Raw genomic sequence first — 21,457 nt, 5'->3', positions numbered from 1 at the left:
CAACATTGCCGCGGCAATGGGTGGCGTGCCGGGCTTCATCGTCGAACGCCAGCTCGCCCACTTCAAGCTCGTCCATCCCGACTATGAAGCCGGGGTGCGCAAGGCATTGAAGGACGCCCATGGCTATGAAGCCAACACGATTGCCACAAACGAAGAGGCGACTGCGGCCGAATAAGCTGTTTTCATCAGCTGGAAAGAAAGCCGGAGCGGCACGCTCCGGCTTTTTGTTTTGATTTGCCGATTGCCTTTTCCCTGCAAGGAAGGCTATGCCCGAGCAGGTATTCGAGAAGGAGACACAATGCGGCTTGGCGGACGCCTGCAGGCGGCTATCGAGGTTCTGGGCGAGATTGAAGCGGGCACGCGCCCGGCTTCCGATGTGTTGAAGGATTGGGGCGCGTCCCATCGTTTCGCAGGCGCGGGTGATCGCGCCGTGATCGGCAACATCGTCTATGATGCGCTGCGCCGCAAACTGTCGATCGCCTGGCGAATGGACGCCGATGACGCACGTGCTCTGGCTTTCGGCGCTCTTCTGGCTGATGGCGGTATGGATATTGCCACTATCGATACGGTGCTTGACGGTGACAAGTTTGCACCGCAACCGCTGGAAGAAATACGCCGCAACGCCTGGGAAAGCCGGAATATCGCTGACGCACCCGGTTACATTCAGGCGGATGTACCGCAGTGGTGCGTCGCATCGCTGGAAGAGCTTTTCGGTGCATGTTGGGTGGATGAGGGCAGGGCGTTGGCTACGCGGCCTCCCGTCGATCTGCGCGTGAACAGTTTGAAGGCAAAGCCTGAACAAACGCTCGCAGCTCTTGAAAAGGCCGGTGCGGCACCAGCCCCATTTTTGGCGCAGGCACTGCGCGTCCCGCCGATCGAAGCGCTGGGACGTCATCCAAATCTGCAAGGCGAGCAGGCTTTCCTTGATGGCTGGTTCGAGGTGCAGGATCTGGGCTCGCAGCTTGCTGCGCTTTTTGCTGGTGCGAAGCCCGGCCAGCAGGTGCTTGATTATTGCGCCGGAGCGGGCGGCAAGACATTGGCGCTGGCTGCTGCGATGCAGAACAGCGGCCAGATTCACGCTTATGATGCCGAGCGCGCCCGATTGTCGCCGATGCACGAGCGATTGCAGCGCGCAGGCGTGCGCAACACGCAGGTACATGGAAATCTCGATGCGCTCGCCCCTCTCACGGGGCAGATGGACCTTGTACTCACCGATGCGCCCTGTACGGGCTCCGGGACTTGGCGACGCCGCCCGGATGCAAAATGGCGGCTGAGCGAACAGCAGCTTGAGCGCCGCGTTCAGGATCAGCGGGAAGTTCTGGAGTCCGCCAAGCATTATGTGAAGCCAGGCGGGCGGCTTGCCTATGTTACCTGCTCGCTCTTTGCCGAAGAGAATACGCAGCAAGTGGCACGTTTTCTTGCGGAAAATGTTGATTTCACCGAAGTTGCGCCGCAGGCATTGTGGGATGCAGTGGTGGCGGATACCGGCGATATGAGACCGGTATTTCCTTCTCAAGGCACTGTGTTTTCGCCATTGTCCACCGGTACTGACGGGTTTTATGTAAGCACTCTACAAAGGTCGAAATAGGACGGGGGACCCGATGCCAGCCCAGCGCGTAGCGGAACCGGATTTCAAGGAGCGCGTCGAGGAAAGTTTCGGGCGGCAGGCCGCCATGAAACTGATTGGCGCCGAACTGACGCGTTGCGAGCCCGGCATCGTGGAAGTCGAAATGCCGTTTCGGGAGGAATTGACGCAACAGCACGGCATTTTGCATGCAGGGATGATTTCCGCCGCGCTCGATTCCGCCTGCGGCTATGCTGCGCTTACCTTGATGCCTCCTGACGCCGCTGTACTGACTATCGAATTCAAGGTGAACCTGTTGGCCCCCGGCAAGGGCGAGCGTTTTCTGTTTCGCGGCGAAGTCACCAAGCCGGGACGCACCATCATGGTGAGCGACGGTCAGGCCTTTGCCGTTACCGATACGGATGTGCGTCTCATCGCCACGATGACCGGCACCATGATGGTGGTGCAGGACAGAAAGGGCTTGCAGGGATGATGAAAACCGTTGCTGGCAAGCGCCTGCTCTACGTTATGGCGGCAGATGCTGAATATGGGCGCCATTTGGCGAAACTGTTCACGCCGCTGATGGTTGGTGTTGGACCGGTTGAAGCTGCGGCCAACCTTTCCTATGCCCTTGCAGATATGACGCAAAGCGGCGAAAAGCCTGACCTCGTGATTTCGCTGGGCTCGGCCGGGTCGGCCAGGTTACAGCAAGCGCAGGTGTTTCAGGTATCCTGCGTATCCTACCGTGATATGGACGCTTCGCCACTTGGTTTTGAGAAGGGGGCAACGCCGTTTCTCGACCTCCCCAAGGTCATCGATCTTCCGGTTTTCCTCCCCGGTATCCCTGGCGCATCGCTTTCAACGGGTGCGAATATCGTTTCCGGCGGGGCATATGACACTATCGACGCGGATATGGTCGATATGGAAACCTATGCGTGCCTGCGTGCATGCCAGCTTTCCGGCGTGCCGCTTTTCGGCCTTCGCGGCATTTCCGACGGGGCCAGTGAATTGCAGCATGTAGGAGACTGGACTCAATATCTGCATATTATCGATGAGAAACTGGCCGATGCGGTCGAGCGATTGGAGTCCGCAATCGCGGCGGGGCTTCTGTCTGCTCCTGACAATAGTATGTCAGTATAGGTCGCTTTTTGACAACGCACTTGTTGAGCATGCAGCCTATACCCCATATAGGCATTGCATCCCGGTCACTTTTTAAATAGATGCTGCACATGAGCACCACGGCACATCCCGATACAATCCTAATCATCGACTTTGGCAGCCAGGTCACGCAGCTGATTGCGCGGCGCGTGCGCGAGGCCAATGTCTATTGTGAAATTGTCCCCTTCCAGTCTGCGGAAGAGGCTTTCAAGCGGCTGAAGCCGAAAGGCGTTATCCTTTCGGGCAGCCCGCATTCCACGACCGATATAGGGTCGCCGCGCGCGCCGCAGGCCGTTTTTGAAGAAGGTATTCCCGTTCTCGGCATCTGCTATGGCGAGCAGACCATGTGCGCCCAGCTGGGCGGCAAGGTGGAAAGCGGCCATGATCGTGAGTTCGGGCGCGCGTTCCTGGATGTGCAGGAAGACAGCCCGCTCTTTGCCGGCATCTGGGCCAAGGGGACCCGTCATCAGGTCTGGATGAGCCATGGCGATCGTGTCACCTCGCTGCCGGATGGCTTCACCATTATCGGCACGTCGCCAAATGCGCCCTTTGCAGCGATTGCTGACGAGAAGCGCAAATATTACGGCGTGCAGTTTCATCCGGAAGTCGTGCACACGCCGGACGGTGCGAAGCTGTTGCAGAATTTTGTCCATCGCATCGTTGGCGTGCAGCCGGGCTGGACGATGGGCGCTTATCGCGAACAGGCTGTCGAAACGATCCGCAAACAGGTCGGTAGCGGCAAGGTTATCTGCGCGCTTTCGGGCGGTGTGGATTCTTCGGTGGCGGCGCTTCTGGCACATGAGGCCGTGGGCGACCAACTTACATGCATTCTTGTCGATCATGGGCTGATGCGCAAAAACGAAGCGCAGCAGGTCGTGGAAATGTTCCGTGAACATTACAACCTGCCGCTGATCCTCGTGGATGCTTCGGACCGCTTTATCGGTGCGCTCGAAGGTGAAAGCGATCCGGAAAAGAAGCGAAAGACGATTGGCCGTCTGTTCATCGAAGTATTCGAAGAAGAAGCCAAGAAGCTTGGCGGCGCCGATTTCCTCGTGCAGGGCACGCTCTATCCGGACGTCATCGAAAGTGTTTCATTTACCGGCGGTCCTTCGGTCACGATCAAGTCGCACCACAATGTCGGCGGCCTGCCGGAACGCATGAAGATGCAGCTTGTGGAACCTCTGCGGGAACTGTTCAAAGACGAAGTTCGCCTGCTCGGCAAGGAACTTGGCCTTCCGGACAGCTTTATTGGTCGTCATCCGTTCCCCGGTCCAGGACTTGCAATCCGTTGTCCGGGCGGCATTACGCGTGAAAAGCTGGAAATCCTGCGTGAGGCAGATGCGATCTATCTCGATGAAATCCGCAAGGCTGGCCTCTATGACGCGATTTGGCAGGCTTTTGCGGTTCTGCTTCCCGTCCAGACCGTGGGCGTGATGGGCGATGGTCGCACCTACGAATTTGTCTGTGCGCTGCGCGCCGTGACGTCTGTGGACGGCATGACGGCTGACTTCTACCACTACGATATGAACTTCCTTGGCAATGCGGCTACCCGCATCATCAACGAAGTCCGCGGGATCAACCGCGTCGTCTACGATGTGACCTCCAAGCCGCCCGGCACGATCGAGTGGGAATGATCCCACGTCCGGCATAGACCGGCACCAAATAGCACGAAAGCACCTCTAAGCCCGCGTAACTGCGGGCTTTTTCTATTCTGGGCCCGGCACTGTCTGGCAAATTTTCGCATCGCCAAGCACGGCGTTTGTATGGCATGGTAGGTGGTACTATCTGAACCTGATGCCATGTTTGGTGCTTGATACCATGTTGCCTCCGACAGGACTGGCATGGTATTAAATTTATATAACGCATTGATCTATAAGGAAATTTAAGGTGAAATGCGAGCGTTTCTGAGCATGGTATTTTGACGTGGAGAATCGCACACACCATGCTGACCGATACCAAGCTGCGCAACCTCAAGCCGAAGGACAAGCTCTACAAAGTGAATGACCGTGACGGCCTCTATGTGGCCGTCACCTCTGCGGGTTCAATCTCGTTCCGCTACAACTACTCAATCCACGGCAGGCAAGAGACCATCACCTTCGGTCGCTACGGTGTCGGCGGCATTACCCTCGCGGAAGCGCGCGAGCGGTTGGGCGAGGCCAAGAAGATGATCGCCGCTGGGAAGTCGCCGGCCAAGGAGAAGGCGCGAGAAAAGGCCCGTGTCAAGGACGCTGAAACGTTCGGGGCCTGGGCAGAAAAGTGGCTGCGGGGCTACCAGATGGCGGACTCCACCCGCGATATGCGCCGTTCGGTCTTCGAGCGTGAGTTGAAGCCGAAATTCGGCAATCAGAAGCTGATCGAGATTACCCACGAGGACTTGAGGGCACTGACCGATGCCATTGTCGAGCGAGGTGCACCAGCAACCGCGGTGCATTCCCGTGAGATCGTGTTGCAGGTCTATCGTTGGGCCATTGAGCGTGGCCAGAAGGTAGAGAACCCGGCAGAACTGGTTCGACCGACGACCATCGCCAAATTCGAGCCGCGTGACCGTGCGCTGACACCCGATGAAATCGGCTTGATGTACCAGTACATGGAGCGGATCGGCACGACACCATCCATCCGGGCAGCCGCCAAGCTGTTGCTTCTAACGATGGTGCGCAAAAGCGAGTTGACCAACGCGACCTGGAGCGAGCTCAATTTCAGCGAGGCGCTTTGGACAATCCCGAAGGAGCGGATGAAGCGACGCAATCCGCACTTGGTTTTCCTGTCACGGCAGGCGCTGGACATCTTCATTGCCCTCAAGACTTTCGCCGGCGGATCGGACTATGTGCTTCCGTCGCGATATGACTCGGACCTACCCATGAGCAGCGCCACACTCAACCAAGTGCTGACGTTGACATACCGACTGGCGCAGAAGGAGGGGAAATCGCTAGCCAAGTTCGGGCCGCATGACTTGCGTCGTACGGCCAGCACGCTGCTGCATGAGGCCGGCTACAACACTGACTGGATCGAGAAGTGCCTGGCGCACGAGCAGAGAGGCGTCAGGGCCGTCTACAACAAAGCCGAATACCGCGAGCAGCGGACGGCGATGCTACAGGATTGGGCGGACATGATTGACGAATGGACGCTCAGGAAGCTAGGTCGGAACGAATGAGAGCATGGAGCACTTTCCTGCCTCACGCGATTTTAGCCGCTAAAAAAAAACAAAAAACGGCATGACCTTCGGCGGACAGCCTCGGCATGACGGCCAAGTTCCACCCGCCTCGCAGAGCAGGATTCCCGTTGAGCACCGCCAGGTGCGAATAAGGGACAGTGAAGGGAGATAACCGGCTCGCCGGTTAGCTAACTTCACCTATCCTGCCCGGCTGACGCCGTTGGATACACCAAGGACAATCCACATCGATCCCTGTGTAAAGCTCTGCAATTGGCTCTGCGTACGGCGCGCATTGACGATCCTTGTGTTTTCATTGGATTTCGCCGGATTTCCCTCGAATTTTCCATGAGAAATACAGAGATTTCCTGCGCTTTCACCAATGCGAACCCAAGGGCTACCGAGCGGTGTTCACCGCCCAGAGCGCTTCGGCTGTTTCAGGTGAAAGCTATTGGGGATAGAAGCAATTGCCTTGGACACTGCTTGGCGCGTCAGTGGCCGCTGGCCCTTGCCTAGAAGCTGTTCTGCGATTTCCGACTGATTGAGGCCAGAACGCTGGAGCATCAGTATTCTCTTCTTGGTGTCTGACAGCTTGGAGTCCACCATCAGTCGCGCCAGGTTGCGCAGCTCAGCTATGTCGGCAGGCTGTAAGGTCTGACCTAGCATGTAGTGAAAAAAGTAGTCGTCAACCAGCGGGTCACCGGATGCTGCCGCACGGGGCGTGGACCGCTTTGCGCATTGCCGGTTAAGCCTTGCCAATTCGAGATCGAACTGTGCGACTGATCGCTTCGCTTGCCGGTAGGCTGGGTTCCAGGCGCCACTCGGAAATCTGGGTCGATGATCCAGGCAGTATTGGCTGCTCAGCCGAAGCTCTTCCTCTAGATCGTTGGCCTTCGGGGTGTCGCTCCCGTCAGCGTACAAAGTGAGTTCGGTAAGTGATCCGCAGAACCGGCAAAAACCCTGGCGACGCTCGCCATTCAGACGCGTGGTGCGCACTCGGGACTTTGCTGGCCGTTTGCAGGCGCAGTCCTCCACCAGCTCAATCAGCGTTTCCAGCGTCGCCACAAACCGCTGATCCCTAGCGGATTGTCTGTCCGCAGTTCTGACGAACTGGCGCAGCAACTGCCGCTGCACACGAACCATCGCGTCAAGCCCCACCAACCGAATGATTCCGCTGAGGCTCACCCCTGTTCCTGCGCCAGGGACGTGACTCAAGTAGCGTTGTGGCAGCGTCGTCGTGTACGCGGCCACGGCGGGATCGATCAGCTCCTGTATCAGCCGAACGATGGGATAGCGCTTCGAATACTTGGAGTACGGGTGCCAGCGATCCTGTAGCTGGCCGATGGCTTCCGAGACAGTGGGATCGCATCCGTCCCAAATTGTTATGGTCGACTTATTTTTCATGTCAACCATTTTAGCCAATCATTAGGTCGATGCAATTCCGCATTGCGAGGCATGATCAGGCACATATTCGAAAGTGCCTGATGGAGGTCAATGCATGCAAGCAACGACAAACAGAACGCTCATCAATAAGAAAAAGCTACTCGCCATGATCCCGCTGTGCGAGCGCACGATTTACAACTTGGAGCAGCGGGGAGAATTCCCGCGCCGCATTGCGCTAACCAGCCGAAATGTCGTGTGGGACTTGGCTGACGTTGAGGAGTGGATCGAGGCCCGCAAGTTGTCGGGTATCCAAGCTCGCCGCCCTGGATTGGGGGCTTGATCGTGGCCATTGATTTAAGGGCCGCGTTCGACAACGAGCCGCCTTTACTGGACATTGTATGGCCAGGTTTTCTCGCGGGAACCGTCGGAGCGCTAGTAGCCCCAGGAGCTACGGGCAAGAGCTTCTGGGCATTGGAAGCTGCAATGTCCATCGCGTGCGCCGTCGCCGGTGGGGACCTGGTAGGGATCACCCCTGAGCGCGCTGGACGCGTGGTCTATTTCGCAGGGGAAGACCCGGAAGTCGCGTTGGTACGGCGAATTCATGCGATAGGCCTGCACCTGAATCAGCAGGCACGCGAAGCTATCGCGCAGAACCTCACCCTTGAGCCAATCATGGGCAAGCGCCTGAACGTGATGGACGATCGGCACCTTGCCCGTGTCATTGAATTTTGCGCGGGTGCTCGGTTGATCGTACTGGATACCCTGAGCCGAATTCACGACAAGGACGAGAACAGCAACGGTGACATGGCGAGGCTTGTCGCCACGCTTGAGCACGTCGCGGCCAGCACCGGCGCATCGGTTCTGTACTTACACCATGTGAGCAAGGGCAGCGCCCGCGAAGGGCAAACCGATCAGCAGCAGGCTGCGCGAGGCGCATCCGCTCTAATCGACAATGCCCGCTGGTGTGGCTTCGTCGCCAAGATGAGTGAAGACGAGGCGAAGCGTTTGAGCGACCGCGACTATGACCGACGCCCCATCGGCAACGACCGGCGCGGCTTCTTTGTCCGGTTTGGTGTCAGCAAGCAGAACTATGACGCGACTGCACTCGACCGATGGTACCAACGCCACGATGGCGGCGTCCTTGTGCCGGTGCAACTGGTGGAGGTGAAGAAGGAGAAAGTCCTGCATGTCGTAAACGGGAGTGACGATGAGCGGTGGTAATGCCGTGACACCCACTAGTACCAGCGCGCAGGCGCGAGTAATGCTCTATCAACCTAGCCAGCGACCGCGCTTGCGCGAAGGCGACTGGATGGAAACCTCTTTTGGTCGCTGTCGCGTGACCGGCAGGTTAGGTCAGCGGCACGCCGATATTGTCGAGGCAGTTTTGTACTGCGCCGAACGTCGGCGCGATGTTTCTGATGGTGGTGTCGAGCTGCTGGTAGACCCGGCCCGCGTGCGAAAAACGCTTTCCGATAGCCGGTACAGCTTTACTCAGATAGAAAAGCTGTTGACCGAGCTAAGAGCCGCGACGATCACAATCGAGATGCCGCAGTTCGACCGCTCAATCATCGGCGGATTGATTGACCACGTTATCCCTTCTCCCATGACACGCCATGATCCTCTGACGGGCGGGGAGCGGAATTTGTGGAAGGTACGCCTTGGATTTGCGCTTGTGACGCTGCTCGAACATGACCTGAGCTTGTACTATGACCCGGCCCCCATTGCTCGCTTGCAGCATGGAATCAGCCAGGCCGTCGCAAGGCACGTCTTGAGCCACAAGATAGAGCCGACAGGAGGATGGTTCCTCGATACCGTCATTGTGGCAGTCGCCGGGCAAGCATCAAGCCAAGCCATGCGCGATGCGCGGCGAAGGCTGAAGGACGAGGCAGAAGAATTACGGCAAATTGGGCTTATGCTCGACGGCGATCGCATCAAGAAAAACGGTGTGTGCAGCCCCTAAAGCGTGGCGCAGCCGCCCGATGGCGTGGCACATGCGCCCGAAAGCGTGGCACAGCCGCCCGGAATGTGGCACACCCGCCCGGAGTTAGCAGGATATTCAGGATATTCAGATCCTGCGCGGCGCAGCCCGCGCTTGAGGCGCGACCTGGCCTTGCCAGTCGGCCGTGGGCCGACGGTTGAACACCAAGGAGAGTGCAGGTGGTCGTCAGACCGCCTACAACGACCGCTATGGCCGTCTAGGGCTTCCCCTGACCCTCTGTGAGGCGCCGAATCGCTCTTACAACGCCGCTACGGCCGCTTCAGGCCTTCTGGGGCCACTCCGCCGCAGCCGTTCCCCCATTCTTGGCGTCCAACCAGGCCGCAGGCCGATACTTGCTTTTGCAATCGCCAGAGAAAGAATGCAGGCGAATTGGGCCAACAGCCCTTTAGTCGGTAAGAATAATAATATTCTTATTATCACTGCATAGCCCTTGCTGCCAAACGTCTGCGGCTTCGTGAACATGAGCGCGGTTCGATCAGTGTGGAACCCCTAGTGGCCGCGATCAGAATTTCAGTGGCTAAATTTGCCGCCCCTCAAGTGTCAAAGAACGCAATACAAACCAGGAACATGTGACCGATAAAACCGGGGAAACCGGGCGTTCTGCGTTCGGGTCTGATCGTTCTTTGACAGATGCGGCGGCCCCGCTGTGCGCGACGGTCAAATGTTTGCAATCTCCTGTATTTGCCTGTTTTTAATCGGTGCAACGTTGGTAAATGGCGGGTCTATCGCTACGAAAACGCGGCCTTTCGCTGTGTTCAGTCGATTGCGGTCATTTCCATGCAATACACCGACTTATACAGAAGGGACTGCATGATTTTCCTCAGAGTTTGCAGGTGCGTGAGCGGGGCAGGATAGGTGAAGTAGGCCCACCCGCTAGCGGGTGTTCCTTCTTCACTGTCCCTTATTCGCACCTGGCGGTGCTCAACGGGAATCCTGCTCTGCGAGGCTAGCGGGCTACCGCCGGCTAACCAAGTTGAGCGATGGAACGAGACGAGACAGACACGACCCGCTTGCCCAACAGGTGATTTTTGTGATGTCAACCGTTTTGTACAATCATTAGGTCGATCATATTCCGCATTGCAAGGCATGATCAGGCACACATTCGAAACGTGACTGATGGAGGTAGATGCAATGCAAGCAAAGACGTACGGCGCCCTAATCAACAATCGAAAGCTGACCGTGAAGCCGAAAAATTTAGCGGCTAAAATCGCTCTTTCCATCGCCGCGACCTTTGGCGTCGCCACAATGCCAGCGCAAGCGGGCATTCCGGTCCTCGACGGTACCAACCTATCGCAAACCACTGTCACCGCGATTCAGCAGGTTGCGCAGGTCCAGAAGCAAATCGATCAATACCGGACCCAATTGCAGCAGTATGAGAACATGCTGCAAAACACGGTCGCGCCGGCGGCCTACATCTGGGATCAGGCACAGTCCACCATCAACGGGCTGATGCAGTCCATTGACACCCTGAACAACCTCACCAATCAGGCCGGTAGCCTGGATGCCTACCTGGGCAAGTTCCAGGACGTTTCCTATTACAAGTCGTCGCCGTGCTTCACCTCGGCCGGTTGCTCTGACACCGAACGCGCAGCGTTGGAGAAAACGCGCGCCCTGGCATCGCAGTCGCAAAAGGCGGCGAACGATGCGCTGTTCAAGGGCATCAAGGATCAACAGGAAAACCTCAAGTCGGACGCGCGCCAGCTCGAACGGCTGCAATCGAAGGCGCAGGGCGCACAAGGGCAGATGGAAACCCTCGGCTACGCCAACCAGCTCGCCAGCCAGCAGGCTAACCAGCTCCTGCAAATCCGGGGGCTGTTGATCGCGCAACAAAACGCGATAGCGGCGCAATCGGCCGCCGAGTTGGATGAGAAAGCGCGCGGCCAAGCTCGGGCTACACAGTTGCGTACCTGGCAATACAAGGCCAGCTCGGCCGACGACTTCTAAGAGGGGCGTATATGCGGATTTTCCCTTTGATTGTGGTGGTCACTGTCGCGGCCGGCCTTGCCGGCTGCGACGATGTACCGGAGCCGACCGCAGCTACGTGCGCCCCTGACCTACTCGAAAAATCGCTGTCGGAGATTCATAGCGAGACGAAGCGCCAAGCCTTCATGGATGGCTGCAAGTCGTTCCAGAAAGCGAAGGCAATGCGGCAGTGGGAATACAAGCCCAGCCCGGCCGACGACTTCTAATCCCAAGAGGGCAAGAACATGAAAATCACCTACTGGAAAGGGGCGACAATCGTTGCAGTGTTGACGCTCTTGCTAGTCGAGCCAGTGCTAGCCCAAAGCACCGGCGGTCAACTGAGTAGCGGCGGCATCATGAACGATGTGCTGCGCCGATTCAATGAAGCTGCGAGCACCTGGGGAACGATCATCGAGGCCGCCGCCTCGCGGCTATTTTGGGCGCTCACGACCATTAGCATGGTTTGGACCTTCGGCATGATGGTGGTCCGAAAAGCGGATATTGGTGAGTTCTTCGCCGAGCTTTCGCGCTTCATAATCGTCACAGGCTTTTTCTGGTGGCTGCTGACGAACGCCGTCACCGGCATGAACATTGCCGGCACGATCATTACCTCAATGCAGAAGCTGGGCGCAGAGGCGGGCGGCCTTAGCACGTCCAATCTTGGACCTTCGAGCATTGTCGATCTTGGGTTCGATCTCTATAACCGAACAATCCAGGCCACCTCGGAATTGAGCTGGCGCGAAATGGGCACGGCAATAGTTATGGAGCTACAAGCTCTGGCTGTTCTGTTGGTCCTGGCGCTTGTGTCGATCAATATGCTTCTGACGCTCGCATCGGCCTGGATCGTGCTTTACTCCGGCATTATTGTCCTGGGGTTCGGTGGCTCCCGATGGACAACGGATATAGCCATCAACTACTACAAGACGATCCTCGGAATTGCCTTGCAGCTCTTGGCGATGGTTCTCATCGTCTCCATCGGCAAATCGTTCCTGACACACTATTTCGCCCAGCTAAGCAACACCCTGGCTACCCAGGAACTCGCCGTCATGCTGGTTGTTGCCATCATTTTGCTTGTCCTGGTCAACAAGGTGCCACCCCTCATCGCCGGCATCATCACCGGCGCAAGTGCAGGCGGCGGTGGAATCGGAAGTTTCGGCGCGGGAACCCTGTTCGGCGCCGGCATGACGGCGGCAGGACTCGCTACTCAAGCGGGTGCGGCCATTGCATCCGGCGGTGCCTCCTTGGCCGCATCTGCCGCCGGTGGCGCTGCGGCTGTAGCAGCGGCCGCGTCGAAGGCCAACGATAACGTCTCTGCGGGGACTGACATTCTGTCGACCATGATGGGTGGCGGTGGCGGTGGTGGTGGCAGCGCCGGTACCAGCAGCACCAGCGGCGACGCCGGCGGTGGTAGTGGTGGCGTCTCTGGCAGTGGTGAAACGCCGTTGGCAGCGGCAGCAGGCCACAACAGCACCGGCGCACGCGGCGGCAATTCGGGCGGTGGCTTGGGTGGTGGCCGCTCGTCCGGCGGTATCGGGGCCACTGCGGCCAAGGGCGGCCGGATCGCGGCCGATACCGTCGCTAACCTCGCCAAAGGCATCGGCTCGATGGCATCCACGAAGGCCGGCAGCATGGCCGACGCGGCAAAGAGCCGGATTGCAGAGACGACCGGCGGCAAACTCGCCGCGACGATCAAGGCGACCCATGGAAACAAAAGCGCTGGCACATTCGACGGAAATAACCTGGCCGGCACGAACGACAGCACGGCGGCCGGGGCAAATGACGAGGTGGCCGCGTTCGTGAACCGACCGCAGCCGACCTAAGCGCGCCGGCCGGCGCATCAACGCCGGCCGACACTTCCACTAACCACCTGTGAGAGAGGTGAAAAATGGCAACTCTACATCCTAACGAATTTTCCCAGGCAGTTCAGCACGCGGCAGCGGAATTGAACGCTATCGACTGGCTGGACCAGGACGCCGCGCACGAGCTGGGGCCGCTGGCCGAGGCAACGGCTAACCTGTTCATGGTGCTGTTCTACCAGGCTGAAACGGGCCTCGCGACGCGCGAGGACTTTTCGCAGGCTAGGGCGCAGCTTCAGCATGCCCTGGCCACCCGACACGTTCGCTTTCAATAAATCGGAGGCTTTATGGACTTCTTTCCCCCTCAATCGTTTTCCGACTTCCTGCTTGTCATGGGGGTGTTGTTCCTGGTGTTCGTGCCGGGCTTCTATCTGCTCGGCCAGCTCATTTGGGCGTTGGGTTTCGGCCCCCAGGCATCGGCGATCGCGGACAAGATGGAACGCATACAGCAGACCGTCATGCGGCCGACCGGGCAACGGCTGATCGGAACGGCTGACCAGCTCTCAAAACTGCGGGTCCGGCCATTTAGCGGCCGCCAGCGCTGACCCTTCTGCCCCGCGCTACGCGGGGCAGCTTCGTTTAATCATCGCCTTTAGTGGCTCATGCTAGCCGTTTATGATGAATTGCTCCGCGTCTTCCAGTGACGGAAAGACCTTACCCCCGTCTCGAAACTCCGGGCCATAGCGGTACGCTTTCCAGGCTCCGCAGTCCAATGGATGAGCCTCACCTAAAAACTGGCCGCTATCGGACTGGATGAGACGGGCCTTGAGCGGCTTTTCACGGACCGCCTTGACCTGGTTGATGAACTTGTTCGCGTTCTTCGCCTGGCGTTCCGTGATCTCCCCGGCCGCGAGCGCCTCTGCCACCGCTCCTAAATCCAGCCCTAGTTTGAGTTCATCCATACCACGCCGATTGGCGGGCTTTCTTGTTTCGCTCATACACACTCCACTTAGCTGCTAAATAGCTGTTACTGATTTCGCCGGCGCGCCAGCTCGGCGCGCGCCCATTCGATGGCCTGGCTCATGTCCTGGCGTAGCGCCTCGATCTCCGCCGGCGTGAGCGGGCGAGGGGAGGCCGCCATTGCCAGTTGCCGGCGAACGATAGCCAGCTCGGCCGGATCGTCGTCCGCCTCGACGGCGGCCAGCACGGCGGCCGCCAGCTCCGGGTCGTTGCGGTAGACCTCGGCCATTGCGTCGTCATGGTGCCGGTCCTTCATGCCTGTTCCTCCTGGTGTCCATCGTCGGCGGCCGCCAGGGCGTCGGCTTCGCTCAAGGCGTCCTCCTGGAAGGCTCCCATATGTTCCGCCTCGGCCTGGCTGACCTCTGCCCATATCCGTTTGACCTGGGCGGGGCTGTAGCCGGCCAGCTCGGCAGTCCTGGTGATGCTATGACCGGATCGGCGCAAGGCGATGACCTGGGCGCGGCGCTTCGGATCGGCCCGCCGGCCCCGGTACTTGCCCGCATCCTTCGCCAGCTCGATGCCTTGGCGCTGCCGCTCGCGGCGGTCCTCGTAGTCGTCGCGGGCCATCTGTAGGGCCAGCTTCAAAAGCATGTCCTGGATCGATTCCAGCACGATCTTGGCGACGCCCTGCGCCTCGGCCGCCAGCTCGGACAGGTCTACAACGCCAGGGACGGCCAGGCGTGCGCCCTTGGCCCGGATCGCGGCAACCAGGCGCTCGGCTTCGGCCAGCGGCAAGCGGCTGATGCGGTCGATCTTCTCCGCAATGACCACCTCGCCGGGCTGTAGGTCCGCGACCATGCGCAGCAGCTCGGGCCGGTCGGGCCGAGCGCCGGATGCCTTCTCGCGGTAGACGCCGGCGACGTAGTAGCCGGCCGCCCGCGCGCCCTCGATGATGCTTTCCTGGCGTTCCAGGTCCTGCGCGTCGGTGCTGACGCGCAAATAGACGCGGGCGACCTTGAGGGCTGGGGCGTCGTCAAACCTCATCGGCTCGGCCGGCGTCTTGTCGCGGAGCTGGTCGATGGCCTCGGCTTCGGCTTCGGTCAGGCCGCCTGCCTCGCGTGCGATCCCGGCCAGCATCGAACCGACGCGCCGGTCCTTCCTTGTCCTCATGCTGCCTCCTTCACCTGGTCCCACTGGTCGCCGTCCTCGATGCTCACGTCCGCCGGCAGCAAAGCCCTTGCAGCCGCCAGAGCGGCATCCCGGCTATCGTGGCGGCTGCGTTCCTCTGGCACACCATCACGCCAGGTCAGAACAACCCAGCTCGTTGGCGGGTATTCAGCGTCGAAAAGGGCCATCTCTACCGCGTACGCAACGGATTCAGGTTGTCGGCCGACGCGACCCTGGGGGATTGATTTCATGCGTTCGGCTCCTTTAGGTATAGGCTAATGCGCCCATCGTAGCCGACACGGCTCAATTCTGAAATACCGATTTATATACGCCTAGCGCATTTCTCCGGCCCTAATGAGCTTTCAAGACAGTTTCAGCACGGCCTCCTCGAGGGTGGACGGCAGGGCAGGAGCGAGCTATAGTACTAAGAGGTATTACCTTTTGCTACGGAGGCCACATGGCAACGGCAACATCCATCAAGCTCGACGACGAGCTGAAAGGGCGCGTCCAGCACCTGGCCGAAGCCCGCCGGCGCACATCGCACTGGATCATGCGAGAAGCCATCGCGCAGTACGTCGAGCGCGAGGAAAAGCGGGAGGCGTTCAAACAGGATGCGCTCCGCGCCTGGGAAGAGTATCAGCGCACCGGCCTGCATCTGACACTTGAGGAAGCCGACGCTTGGCTGGCGAAGCTAGAAGCCGGCGAGGATGCGGAGCTGCCTAAGTGCCACGTCTGATCTGGACGCCGCCGGCGCTGGCTGATGTGCAGCGGCTCTATCGCTTCCTCGCGCCCAAGGATGCCGACGCCGCGCAACGCGCGGTGAAGGCGATCCGGGCCGGAGTCAAGATTCTGGCCCATCAGCCGCGCATCGGCCGCCCGGTCGAGGACATGGAACCGGAGTTTCGGGAATGGCTGATCGACTTCGGGAACAGCGGCTATGTCGCCCTCTATCGCTTCGACGGGGAGAACATCGCCATTCTTGCCGTTCGGCACCAGAAAGAAGCGGGGTATTGAATGGCACGCCTTTCGGTGACGGTTGATGCGGACTTGAAGCGGGATTTTCTCGCGGCCGCGAGTGAGTATGGGTCCAGCGGCGAGGCCTTGGTGCGCGCGTTCATGCGATCGGTCGTAGACGGCGGCCGCGATTTGGATGGCCTGCGCGACCAGGTGCGCGCGGACCTGGAACACCCTGCACCGGCGCGAACGCCGGCGGCCGCGTTGCAGCTCGTGCGCCGGATCACCCTCGACATACTGACCGCGCCGGCGAGCCACTGAAGGACCAAGCGATGAGCAATGAACCCTTTGCCAGTGTGTGGGATGCCATCGAGGACACCCCCGCAGAAGCTGAAAACATGAAGGTGCGTTCGGCGCTGATGATGGCCCTGGAAAAGCAAATCCGCGATCACGGATGGACGCAGGCAGAAGCCGCGCGCCGTCTTGGCGTGACGCAACCTCGCGTGTCTGACCTGATGCGCGGGAAGATCAACGAATTCGGGCTTGATGCGCTTGTGAGCATGGCCGTCGCTGCGGGTCTGCTCAAGGACGATGTGGCATGGGCACAGCTCAAGGCTTTGCTGGCCGAACGGATCGACGCCGGCCTGGCGGGGCAGGTGTCCGCCAAAGGCGTCGATGAAATTCTTGATGATGAGCTTGCCCAGATCGTCGCCGGCATCACCCCCAACAACCTGCACTCTGAAATCGACGCTGGCCCCGACGTCGGCCGCGAGCTGGAACGGTGGAAATAACAAGGGCGGCACACTGGCCACCTTTCTGTATTAGCGATTTCACGTGTCGCTAGCTTCTTGGATGAATGGATATTTCTAAATCGCAATAATAGTTTCAAATAGAATACTATTCGCTAACGGATAGTGCCCTGACTGTGCTCGATTGGATCACGTAATCCAAGTCGGGCTGGAAGCATGCGTGGAATCACACTACGAACGAGGCAGGGATGGTCGATTGGGGGCAGCGTGGGACTGTACGAACGGTGGTGCGAAGCCACGAAAAAGAAGGATAAGCGCAAGTACTACTGGACCTATGTTGAGAGGGAAGGCGGTCGAGACGAGATTCGCGCAGACTTCGCCGCGACTATTCGGTCGCACTACGACCGGCTCGAACGCATAGCCGAAGACGTGAAGCGCCTCGGATATAAGGCCGCAGCGCAGATTCTTAGTGAAGCGTTGCCGCAAACCGCTAAAGGCCGGTCCGGCGATCTCGGCGAAATTCTTGCCACGGAACTGGTCGAGGAAGAGGTTGGCTTACGTGTGCCGGTGCGACGTCTCCGTTATAAGGACGGCCGCAATATGGCCATGCGCGGCGATGACTTCATCGGCGCTGGATACAATGGGGTGGACGAGAAGCTCTGGCTTCTAAAGGGCGAGGCTAAGAGCAACAAGGTGCTTGGCAAGGCCACGGTTACAAGCGCTCGGAAGGTACTGAACCGCGACAACGGCCGTTGCACGCCCGATTCCCTTCTGTTTGTCGCAAACCGTCTCCTCGAAAGTAATGATCCGGACGACAACGTGCTGGGTCGTAGCCTTCGTGACGAGGTGGGTGTGAAGTCCCTCCGTGCCGACCGCATCGACCATATGCTTTTCACCGTGTCGGGTAACGGTCCTCATGCATCTTTGAAAGAGGACCTCGACGCCGCAGGGACGAATCGTGACCACTACGTAGTAAACGTCCACGTCGAAGATCACCAGGATTTCATCGCAGCCATGTACCAGGAGGCGGAAGATCTTGGAGACGATTGACGAACTAACCACGTTCTTAGCTACCGCGACCGTCGATGGCATCCTTGGACGCTTGCTCTATCGTGGCGCTGCCTGGTCGCTGATGCGCGAGGAAGGCGTGTTACCGGCGAACGCGCCGCCGCTAGGTGCGACGATCGAAACCGATCTTGCCGAACACGGCTTTGCCCTGCTTCGCGGAGCGATGGCCCTGCGCGCTCAGGCCGGTGCGTCGGATCTGACGAGCAAGGCGTTCGAGCGCGCAGCCAACTCCTTCGAAGCCCTGGTGCGCAACGGCGATCCCGAGTCCCCTGATCGCGGTTTCCGCCTCACGATCGCCGCAGCAGCCTATCATCTGGCTGGTTTCTCCGCCGTTGCCTATTCGCTCTTCAACGAGGCCATGGATGATCTCAATGCGTCGCCGGGCGAAACGGCGATTCGGCATTTGATCCTGCGCGATCTTGGCCAGCTGCGCGGATTCGTTCGCGACTGGTTGGACGATCACGCTCACGGAGATGAGGAGATCGCCAAGGCGTTGATGGGCGAAGAGACCGACATCGACGAGGCTCTATCGACAATCCTCAACACGACAATATGCCGGGCGCTGGCGCATTTCGACTTCGCACTGGAGACGGGCGAACCCGAGCCGATCGAGACCGCGCGGGCGCTGCTCGCCACCGCAGTCAGCTTGGCGGACAACGGCGGGAATGTTCCGTTGTGGTGGATATGCAACCTCTGCCGTCACTTGATCGATGACCTCTGGCAGCATTCTCTGCACGAAAACTTGCCCACTGAACCGCCGGAGGGAACGGAGGAAAAATACCCGGATTTGCGCCGGCTATTCATCTCGTCCCTCTTCGCCCGCAAGACGTCCGAGGTGGAGCTATGGCCATCTCAGCGCGAAGCGGCTCGACGCTCCACGGATGTCACCGACGATCTAGTCGTCGCCCTGCCGACCAGTGCCGGTAAGACTCGCGTGGCGGAGATCGCCGCGCTGATGACCCTGTCGTCGGCGCGCCGGGTGTTGATCGTGACGCCGCTGCGCGCACTGTCCGCCCAGACTGAGCGATCGTTCAGAAAAACATTCGCGCCGCTCGGCTTCAGCGTTTCCTCCCTTTACGGCGCTAGCGGCCTTTCGGCTGGCGATGAAGACGCGCTGCGCATGCGTGAGATCATCATCGCGACGCCCGAGAAACTTGATTTCGCGCTGAGAAGCGACCCCTCGCTGATTGACAATGTCGGCCTTATCGTTCTCGACGAAGGCCACATGATTGGCCCCAGCGAACGCGAGATCCGCTATGAAACCCTCGTGCAGCGTCTGCTTCGGCGCGCTGACGCAGGCGAACGCCGTATCGTTTGTCTATCCGCGATCCTGCCCAGCGGCGATGAGCTGGAAGACCTTACAGCGTGGATACGCTCTGACGAACCGGGCGAGCCTGTGCGTTCCGACTGGCGCCCCACGCGGCAGCGGTTCGGCGCGCTCACCTGGCGGGGCAAGGACGCGCTGCTCCGGCTGGACCTCGACGACGATGGTCCGTTTCTCGACAAATTCGTCGTGGAGAAAGCCGCGCGGGGGAAAGAGAAGAAGCCCTATCCGCGCAAGAACTCGCATCTCGCTCTGTTCGCGGCATGGGAATTCGCGGGTCAAGGCAAGCGGACACTGATCTTCTCCACTCAGGCGAATTGGGTCGAGAGCTACGGTAAACAAGTGGTGGACCTATGCAAACGCGGTTATCTGGACTCACTGTTGGAGGATGAAGCCTCGATTGCCCGCGCTCTAGAGGTCGGCAAGGAGTGGTTGGGCGAAGACCACCCCGCCGTCGCCTGCCTAAAGAGCGGCGTTGCCATCCACCACGGCCGGCTGCCGAGCCCATTCCTTCGCGAACTGGAAGCCCTTCTCTCCGAAGGTGTTCTGAAGGTCATCGTCGCGTCGCCGACATTGTCTCAGGGTCTCAACCTCAACGCCGCCGTCCTGCTGGTGCCAGCGTTGTATCGGGCATCCGAGAAGATCACAGGCGAGGAATTCGCGAACGTCGCCGGCCGCGCTGGACGCGCCTTCGTAGATGTCGAAGGCCTCATCGTGCATGTCATGTTCGATAAGGTCGACTGGCGAAAGAAGGAATGGAGGAAGTTAGTGGCCTCCGCAAAGGCCCGGACGCTGAAGAGCGGTCTCATCCAGATCGTCGCCGAGATCCTTGAGAGGCTAGCCCGCGAAGGCGTCCTGGATCGCGATGATGCCTGGGAATATTTGGCCAACGCACGTGAAGCTTGGAGATCGCCCAAGGAAGAGGCCGAAGTCGCCGAGCGACTGGCGACCGGCGCGGAGTATGACGCTGATGGCGACGATGATGAAGGCGGTGGCGATGACAAAGAGGAAACCATCGAAGAGGAGCCGCTATCACAGATCGTCGAGCGCCTCGACGCAACGGTATTTGGCCTGATCGAAGCACTCGATTCCGATCGCGCCGACCTGCCGAAGCTCTTGGACGAGGCGCTCAAGGGATCGCTCTGGGCACGCCAGATCGCGCGTGAGGACAAGGACGTCGCCCCGCTGCATAAGAAGGTGTTCGAGGCCCGCGCCGCTCTCATCTGGAAAACCACCACGGCGCAGGCGCGACGCGGGCATTTCGCCATGGGCGTTGGACTTGAGGCGGGTCTAAAAATCGACGCCATGGCTGACGAGTTGGCCGAACTCCTTGACCGGGCTGACGATGCGGCACTGAGCGGCGACGTTGAGGCACTTGTCGATGCGCTCGGCGGTCTCGGCGAACGTCTGCTGTTCATGCGACCTTTCATCCCCGATAAGGCGAACGCGCTACCGACGAATTGGAAGGCTATCCTGCGTAGTTGGGTGTCTGGCGAGAATGTGGCCGAGATCGGACCGCAGAACATGCGAGTCGTTGAAGAGGCCTTCACCTATCGCTTGGTCTGGGCCTTGGAAGCTGTTCGTACCCGCCGCATGTCACTCGGTTGGTCGCCGGAGACGGTGGCGGGCGGCGCAGCAGCAGCGGTCGAAACTGGCGTCCCGCAATTCATGATGTCGATGCTGATCCGCGCGGGCCTTCCTTCGCGGCGCGCGGCGATGGCAGCGATCGAGGATGCTATGCCGGTCTTCGTCACGCCAGCTGAGATGCGGGCCTGGCTCGAGTCCGACGAGATCACCGCCTACACCGACGCCGGTGACTGGCCCACGCCTGATACGGCCGCGCTATGGGCGCGGTTCCGGACCGACGCCCTCAGCGGAGGCATTCAGAAATGGTCAGTCGAACATTACAAGCGTCTGCTTGACACCGCGATAGCCCCGCCGGCTGGCCTCTATCGCATAGTCACCGACGAGGGTGATGGGCGAACTTGGCTGACAACACCCGACTATCAACGTGTCGGTGCGTTCAAGAAACCGGCGGTTGATCCCAAGCCCAGCCTCTTTTCCGGCCGGTTGCCCGGCGGCACTAGGCTGGTAGAGGCGTTACGTGTGGGGCGCGGCAAGCTGAGATGGCCTCCAGCCGATGCATAGGGGCACAATTTCTGGCGGATGGAACTCATAACGAAATATTCGCTGGGGCGAGCGCCTCGCTCTCAAAGTCAAAAACG

25 protein-coding genes are annotated in these 21,457 nt (G+C 59.6%); 20 read left to right on the top strand and 5 right to left on the bottom strand.

The genetic code is table 11. The annotated features are described in order from the left end of the window. The 6 genes from AVM02_RS11890 to AVM02_RS11865 form a co-directional block, all read left to right on the top strand. Positions 1-175: catalase-related domain-containing protein (locus AVM02_RS11890; RefSeq protein ID WP_411507162.1), on the top strand; the 175-nt coding region annotated here is incomplete at its 5' end. A 123-nt stretch (positions 176-298) separates the two neighbouring features. Further along, on the top strand, positions 299-1,588 hold the full coding sequence (locus AVM02_RS11885; RefSeq protein WP_411507160.1) for an RsmB/NOP family class I SAM-dependent RNA methyltransferase: 1,290 nt from the start codon (positions 299-301) through the stop codon (positions 1,586-1,588). Between the two features lie 13 nt (positions 1,589-1,601). Continuing rightward, a complete protein-coding gene (locus AVM02_RS11880; protein WP_411507159.1) occupies positions 1,602-2,057 on the top strand; it encodes a PaaI family thioesterase in 456 nt (151 codons plus the stop codon). Continuing rightward, the gene (locus AVM02_RS11875; RefSeq protein ID WP_411507158.1) at positions 2,054-2,704 is read left to right on the top strand and encodes a 5'-methylthioadenosine/S-adenosylhomocysteine nucleosidase; all 651 of its coding nucleotides are present in this window, start codon (positions 2,054-2,056) and stop codon (positions 2,702-2,704) included. The genes AVM02_RS11880 and AVM02_RS11875 overlap by 4 nt, the downstream gene beginning before the upstream one ends. A gap of 89 nt (positions 2,705-2,793) precedes the next feature. Then, a complete protein-coding gene (guaA, locus tag AVM02_RS11870; protein WP_411507157.1) occupies positions 2,794-4,356 on the top strand; it encodes a glutamine-hydrolyzing GMP synthase in 1,563 nt (520 codons plus the stop codon). Positions 4,357-4,664: 308 nt separating this feature from the next. Beyond that, positions 4,665-5,873: a tyrosine-type recombinase/integrase gene (locus AVM02_RS11865; RefSeq protein WP_132569240.1), complete on the top strand. Its 1,209-nt coding sequence runs from the start codon at positions 4,665-4,667 to the stop codon at positions 5,871-5,873. 408 nt (positions 5,874-6,281) lie between these two features. Here the strand turns inward: AVM02_RS11865 and AVM02_RS11860 are convergent, their stop codons facing one another. Then, the gene (locus AVM02_RS11860; RefSeq protein ID WP_411507156.1) at positions 6,282-7,283 is read right to left on the bottom strand and encodes a LuxR family transcriptional regulator; all 1,002 of its coding nucleotides are present in this window, start codon (positions 7,281-7,283) and stop codon (positions 6,282-6,284) included. Between the two features lie 85 nt (positions 7,284-7,368). Here AVM02_RS11860 and AVM02_RS11855 point away from each other — a divergent pair, with 85 nt between their 5' ends. The 8 genes from AVM02_RS11855 (at position 7,369) to AVM02_RS11820 (ending at position 13,615) form a co-directional block, all read left to right on the top strand. After that, a complete protein-coding gene (locus AVM02_RS11855; RefSeq protein ID WP_009363662.1) occupies positions 7,369-7,593 on the top strand; it encodes a helix-turn-helix transcriptional regulator in 225 nt (74 codons plus the stop codon). Positions 7,594-7,595: 2 nt separating this feature from the next. Continuing rightward, positions 7,596-8,474: a helicase RepA family protein gene (locus tag AVM02_RS11850; RefSeq protein ID WP_411507161.1), complete on the top strand. Its 879-nt coding sequence runs from the start codon at positions 7,596-7,598 to the stop codon at positions 8,472-8,474. A gap of 40 nt (positions 8,475-8,514) precedes the next feature. Continuing rightward, positions 8,515-9,213 (top strand): ABC transporter ATPase, encoded by a 699-nt coding sequence (locus AVM02_RS11845; protein ID WP_243702775.1) that lies wholly within the window; start codon positions 8,515-8,517, stop codon positions 9,211-9,213. 1,218 nt (positions 9,214-10,431) lie between these two features. After that, entirely contained in the window at positions 10,432-11,196 is a 765-nt protein-coding gene (trbJ, locus tag AVM02_RS11840; RefSeq protein WP_350320762.1) for a P-type conjugative transfer protein TrbJ, read from the top strand. 11 nt (positions 11,197-11,207) lie between these two features. Beyond that, positions 11,208-11,441: an entry exclusion lipoprotein TrbK gene (gene trbK, locus AVM02_RS11835; RefSeq protein ID WP_151024282.1), complete on the top strand. Its 234-nt coding sequence runs from the start codon at positions 11,208-11,210 to the stop codon at positions 11,439-11,441. Positions 11,442-11,459: 18 nt separating this feature from the next. Continuing rightward, positions 11,460-13,034: a P-type conjugative transfer protein TrbL gene (trbL, locus tag AVM02_RS11830; protein ID WP_411507155.1), complete on the top strand. Its 1,575-nt coding sequence runs from the start codon at positions 11,460-11,462 to the stop codon at positions 13,032-13,034. A gap of 65 nt (positions 13,035-13,099) precedes the next feature. After that, the gene (locus AVM02_RS11825; RefSeq protein ID WP_237173136.1) at positions 13,100-13,345 is read left to right on the top strand and encodes a type I toxin-antitoxin system ptaRNA1 family toxin; all 246 of its coding nucleotides are present in this window, start codon (positions 13,100-13,102) and stop codon (positions 13,343-13,345) included. Positions 13,346-13,357: 12 nt separating this feature from the next. Continuing rightward, a complete protein-coding gene (locus tag AVM02_RS11820) occupies positions 13,358-13,615 on the top strand; it encodes a hypothetical protein (RefSeq protein WP_237173135.1) in 258 nt (85 codons plus the stop codon). A gap of 60 nt (positions 13,616-13,675) precedes the next feature. On the opposite strand, the gene AVM02_RS11815 is transcribed toward AVM02_RS11820, so the two are convergent. The 4 genes from AVM02_RS11815 to AVM02_RS11800 form a co-directional block, all read right to left on the bottom strand. Further along, positions 13,676-14,008, bottom strand: a complete 333-nt coding sequence (locus AVM02_RS11815; protein ID WP_350320752.1) for a hypothetical protein — start codon at positions 14,006-14,008, stop codon at positions 13,676-13,678. Between the two features lie 29 nt (positions 14,009-14,037). Then, positions 14,038-14,286: a hypothetical protein gene (locus AVM02_RS11810; RefSeq protein WP_053244043.1), complete on the bottom strand. Its 249-nt coding sequence runs from the start codon at positions 14,284-14,286 to the stop codon at positions 14,038-14,040. After that, positions 14,283-15,014 (bottom strand): recombinase family protein, encoded by a 732-nt coding sequence (locus AVM02_RS11805; RefSeq protein ID WP_350320761.1) that lies wholly within the window; start codon positions 15,012-15,014, stop codon positions 14,283-14,285. Before AVM02_RS11805 ends, AVM02_RS11810 begins: the two co-directional genes overlap by 4 nt. Before the next feature lie 122 nt (positions 15,015-15,136). Next, positions 15,137-15,388 carry a hypothetical protein gene (locus AVM02_RS11800; RefSeq protein ID WP_411507154.1) on the bottom strand — a complete coding sequence of 84 codons (252 nt, stop codon included), beginning with the start codon at positions 15,386-15,388 and terminating at the stop codon, positions 15,137-15,139. Between the two features lie 206 nt (positions 15,389-15,594). Here AVM02_RS11800 and AVM02_RS11795 point away from each other — a divergent pair, with 206 nt between their 5' ends. From AVM02_RS11795 to AVM02_RS11770, 6 genes are all read left to right on the top strand, one after another. Further along, on the top strand, positions 15,595-15,873 hold the full coding sequence (locus AVM02_RS11795; protein WP_350320750.1) for a CopG family ribbon-helix-helix protein: 279 nt from the start codon (positions 15,595-15,597) through the stop codon (positions 15,871-15,873). After that, positions 15,861-16,151 (top strand): type II toxin-antitoxin system RelE/ParE family toxin, encoded by a 291-nt coding sequence (locus tag AVM02_RS11790; RefSeq protein ID WP_032957513.1) that lies wholly within the window; start codon positions 15,861-15,863, stop codon positions 16,149-16,151. Before AVM02_RS11795 ends, AVM02_RS11790 begins: the two co-directional genes overlap by 13 nt. After that, positions 16,152-16,412 carry a hypothetical protein gene (locus AVM02_RS11785; RefSeq protein WP_411507153.1) on the top strand — a complete coding sequence of 87 codons (261 nt, stop codon included), beginning with the start codon at positions 16,152-16,154 and terminating at the stop codon, positions 16,410-16,412. It abuts the gene before it with no gap. A gap of 11 nt (positions 16,413-16,423) precedes the next feature. Next, positions 16,424-16,882, top strand: a complete 459-nt coding sequence (locus AVM02_RS11780) for an XRE family transcriptional regulator (RefSeq protein ID WP_411507152.1) — start codon at positions 16,424-16,426, stop codon at positions 16,880-16,882. Positions 16,883-17,107: 225 nt separating this feature from the next. Continuing rightward, positions 17,108-17,890 carry a DUF1837 domain-containing protein gene (locus AVM02_RS11775; protein ID WP_350320747.1) on the top strand — a complete coding sequence of 261 codons (783 nt, stop codon included), beginning with the start codon at positions 17,108-17,110 and terminating at the stop codon, positions 17,888-17,890. Continuing rightward, positions 17,877-21,380 carry a DEAD/DEAH box helicase gene (locus tag AVM02_RS11770; protein ID WP_411507151.1) on the top strand — a complete coding sequence of 1,168 codons (3,504 nt, stop codon included), beginning with the start codon at positions 17,877-17,879 and terminating at the stop codon, positions 21,378-21,380. Before AVM02_RS11775 ends, AVM02_RS11770 begins: the two co-directional genes overlap by 14 nt. The last annotated feature ends 77 nt before the right edge of the window (positions 21,381-21,457 follow it).

It is taken from the genome of Brucella anthropi, assembly GCF_046630315.1.
Taxonomy (GTDB): domain Bacteria; phylum Pseudomonadota; class Alphaproteobacteria; order Rhizobiales; family Rhizobiaceae; genus Brucella; species Brucella anthropi_A.
This window is presented reverse-complemented; position numbering and strand designations above follow the sequence as displayed.

Bases quoted from the DNA above. Each gene is read 5' to 3' on its own strand.
- AVM02_RS11875 (WP_411507158.1), top strand. From the start codon at position 2,054: ATGATGAAAACCGTTGCTGGCAAGCGCCTGCTCTACGTTATGGCGGCA.
- AVM02_RS11885 (WP_411507160.1), top strand. From the start codon at position 299: ATGCGGCTTGGCGGACGCCTGCAGGCGGCTATCGAGGTTCTGGGCGAG.
- AVM02_RS11795 (WP_350320750.1), top strand. From the start codon at position 15,595: ATGGCAACGGCAACATCCATCAAGCTCGACGACGAGCTGAAAGGGCGC.
- AVM02_RS11815 (WP_350320752.1), bottom strand. From the start codon at position 14,008: ATGAGCGAAACAAGAAAGCCCGCCAATCGGCGTGGTATGGATGAACTC.
- AVM02_RS11785 (WP_411507153.1), top strand. From the start codon at position 16,152: ATGGCACGCCTTTCGGTGACGGTTGATGCGGACTTGAAGCGGGATTTT.
- AVM02_RS11845 (WP_243702775.1), top strand. From the start codon at position 8,515: ATGCTCTATCAACCTAGCCAGCGACCGCGCTTGCGCGAAGGCGACTGG.
- AVM02_RS11805 (WP_350320761.1), bottom strand. From the start codon at position 15,014: ATGAGGTTTGACGACGCCCCAGCCCTCAAGGTCGCCCGCGTCTATTTG.
- AVM02_RS11810 (WP_053244043.1), bottom strand. From the start codon at position 14,286: ATGAAGGACCGGCACCATGACGACGCAATGGCCGAGGTCTACCGCAAC.
- AVM02_RS11855 (WP_009363662.1), top strand. From the start codon at position 7,369: ATGCAAGCAACGACAAACAGAACGCTCATCAATAAGAAAAAGCTACTC.
- AVM02_RS11860 (WP_411507156.1), bottom strand. From the start codon at position 7,283: ATGGTTGACATGAAAAATAAGTCGACCATAACAATTTGGGACGGATGC.
- AVM02_RS11865 (WP_132569240.1), top strand. From the start codon at position 4,665: ATGCTGACCGATACCAAGCTGCGCAACCTCAAGCCGAAGGACAAGCTC.
- AVM02_RS11880 (WP_411507159.1), top strand. From the start codon at position 1,602: ATGCCAGCCCAGCGCGTAGCGGAACCGGATTTCAAGGAGCGCGTCGAG.
- trbK (WP_151024282.1), top strand. From the start codon at position 11,208: ATGCGGATTTTCCCTTTGATTGTGGTGGTCACTGTCGCGGCCGGCCTT.
- trbL (WP_411507155.1), top strand. From the start codon at position 11,460: ATGAAAATCACCTACTGGAAAGGGGCGACAATCGTTGCAGTGTTGACG.
- AVM02_RS11820 (WP_237173135.1), top strand. From the start codon at position 13,358: ATGGACTTCTTTCCCCCTCAATCGTTTTCCGACTTCCTGCTTGTCATG.
- AVM02_RS11800 (WP_411507154.1), bottom strand. From the start codon at position 15,388: ATGAAATCAATCCCCCAGGGTCGCGTCGGCCGACAACCTGAATCCGTT.
- AVM02_RS11825 (WP_237173136.1), top strand. From the start codon at position 13,100: ATGGCAACTCTACATCCTAACGAATTTTCCCAGGCAGTTCAGCACGCG.
- guaA (WP_411507157.1), top strand. From the start codon at position 2,794: ATGAGCACCACGGCACATCCCGATACAATCCTAATCATCGACTTTGGC.
- AVM02_RS11780 (WP_411507152.1), top strand. From the start codon at position 16,424: ATGAGCAATGAACCCTTTGCCAGTGTGTGGGATGCCATCGAGGACACC.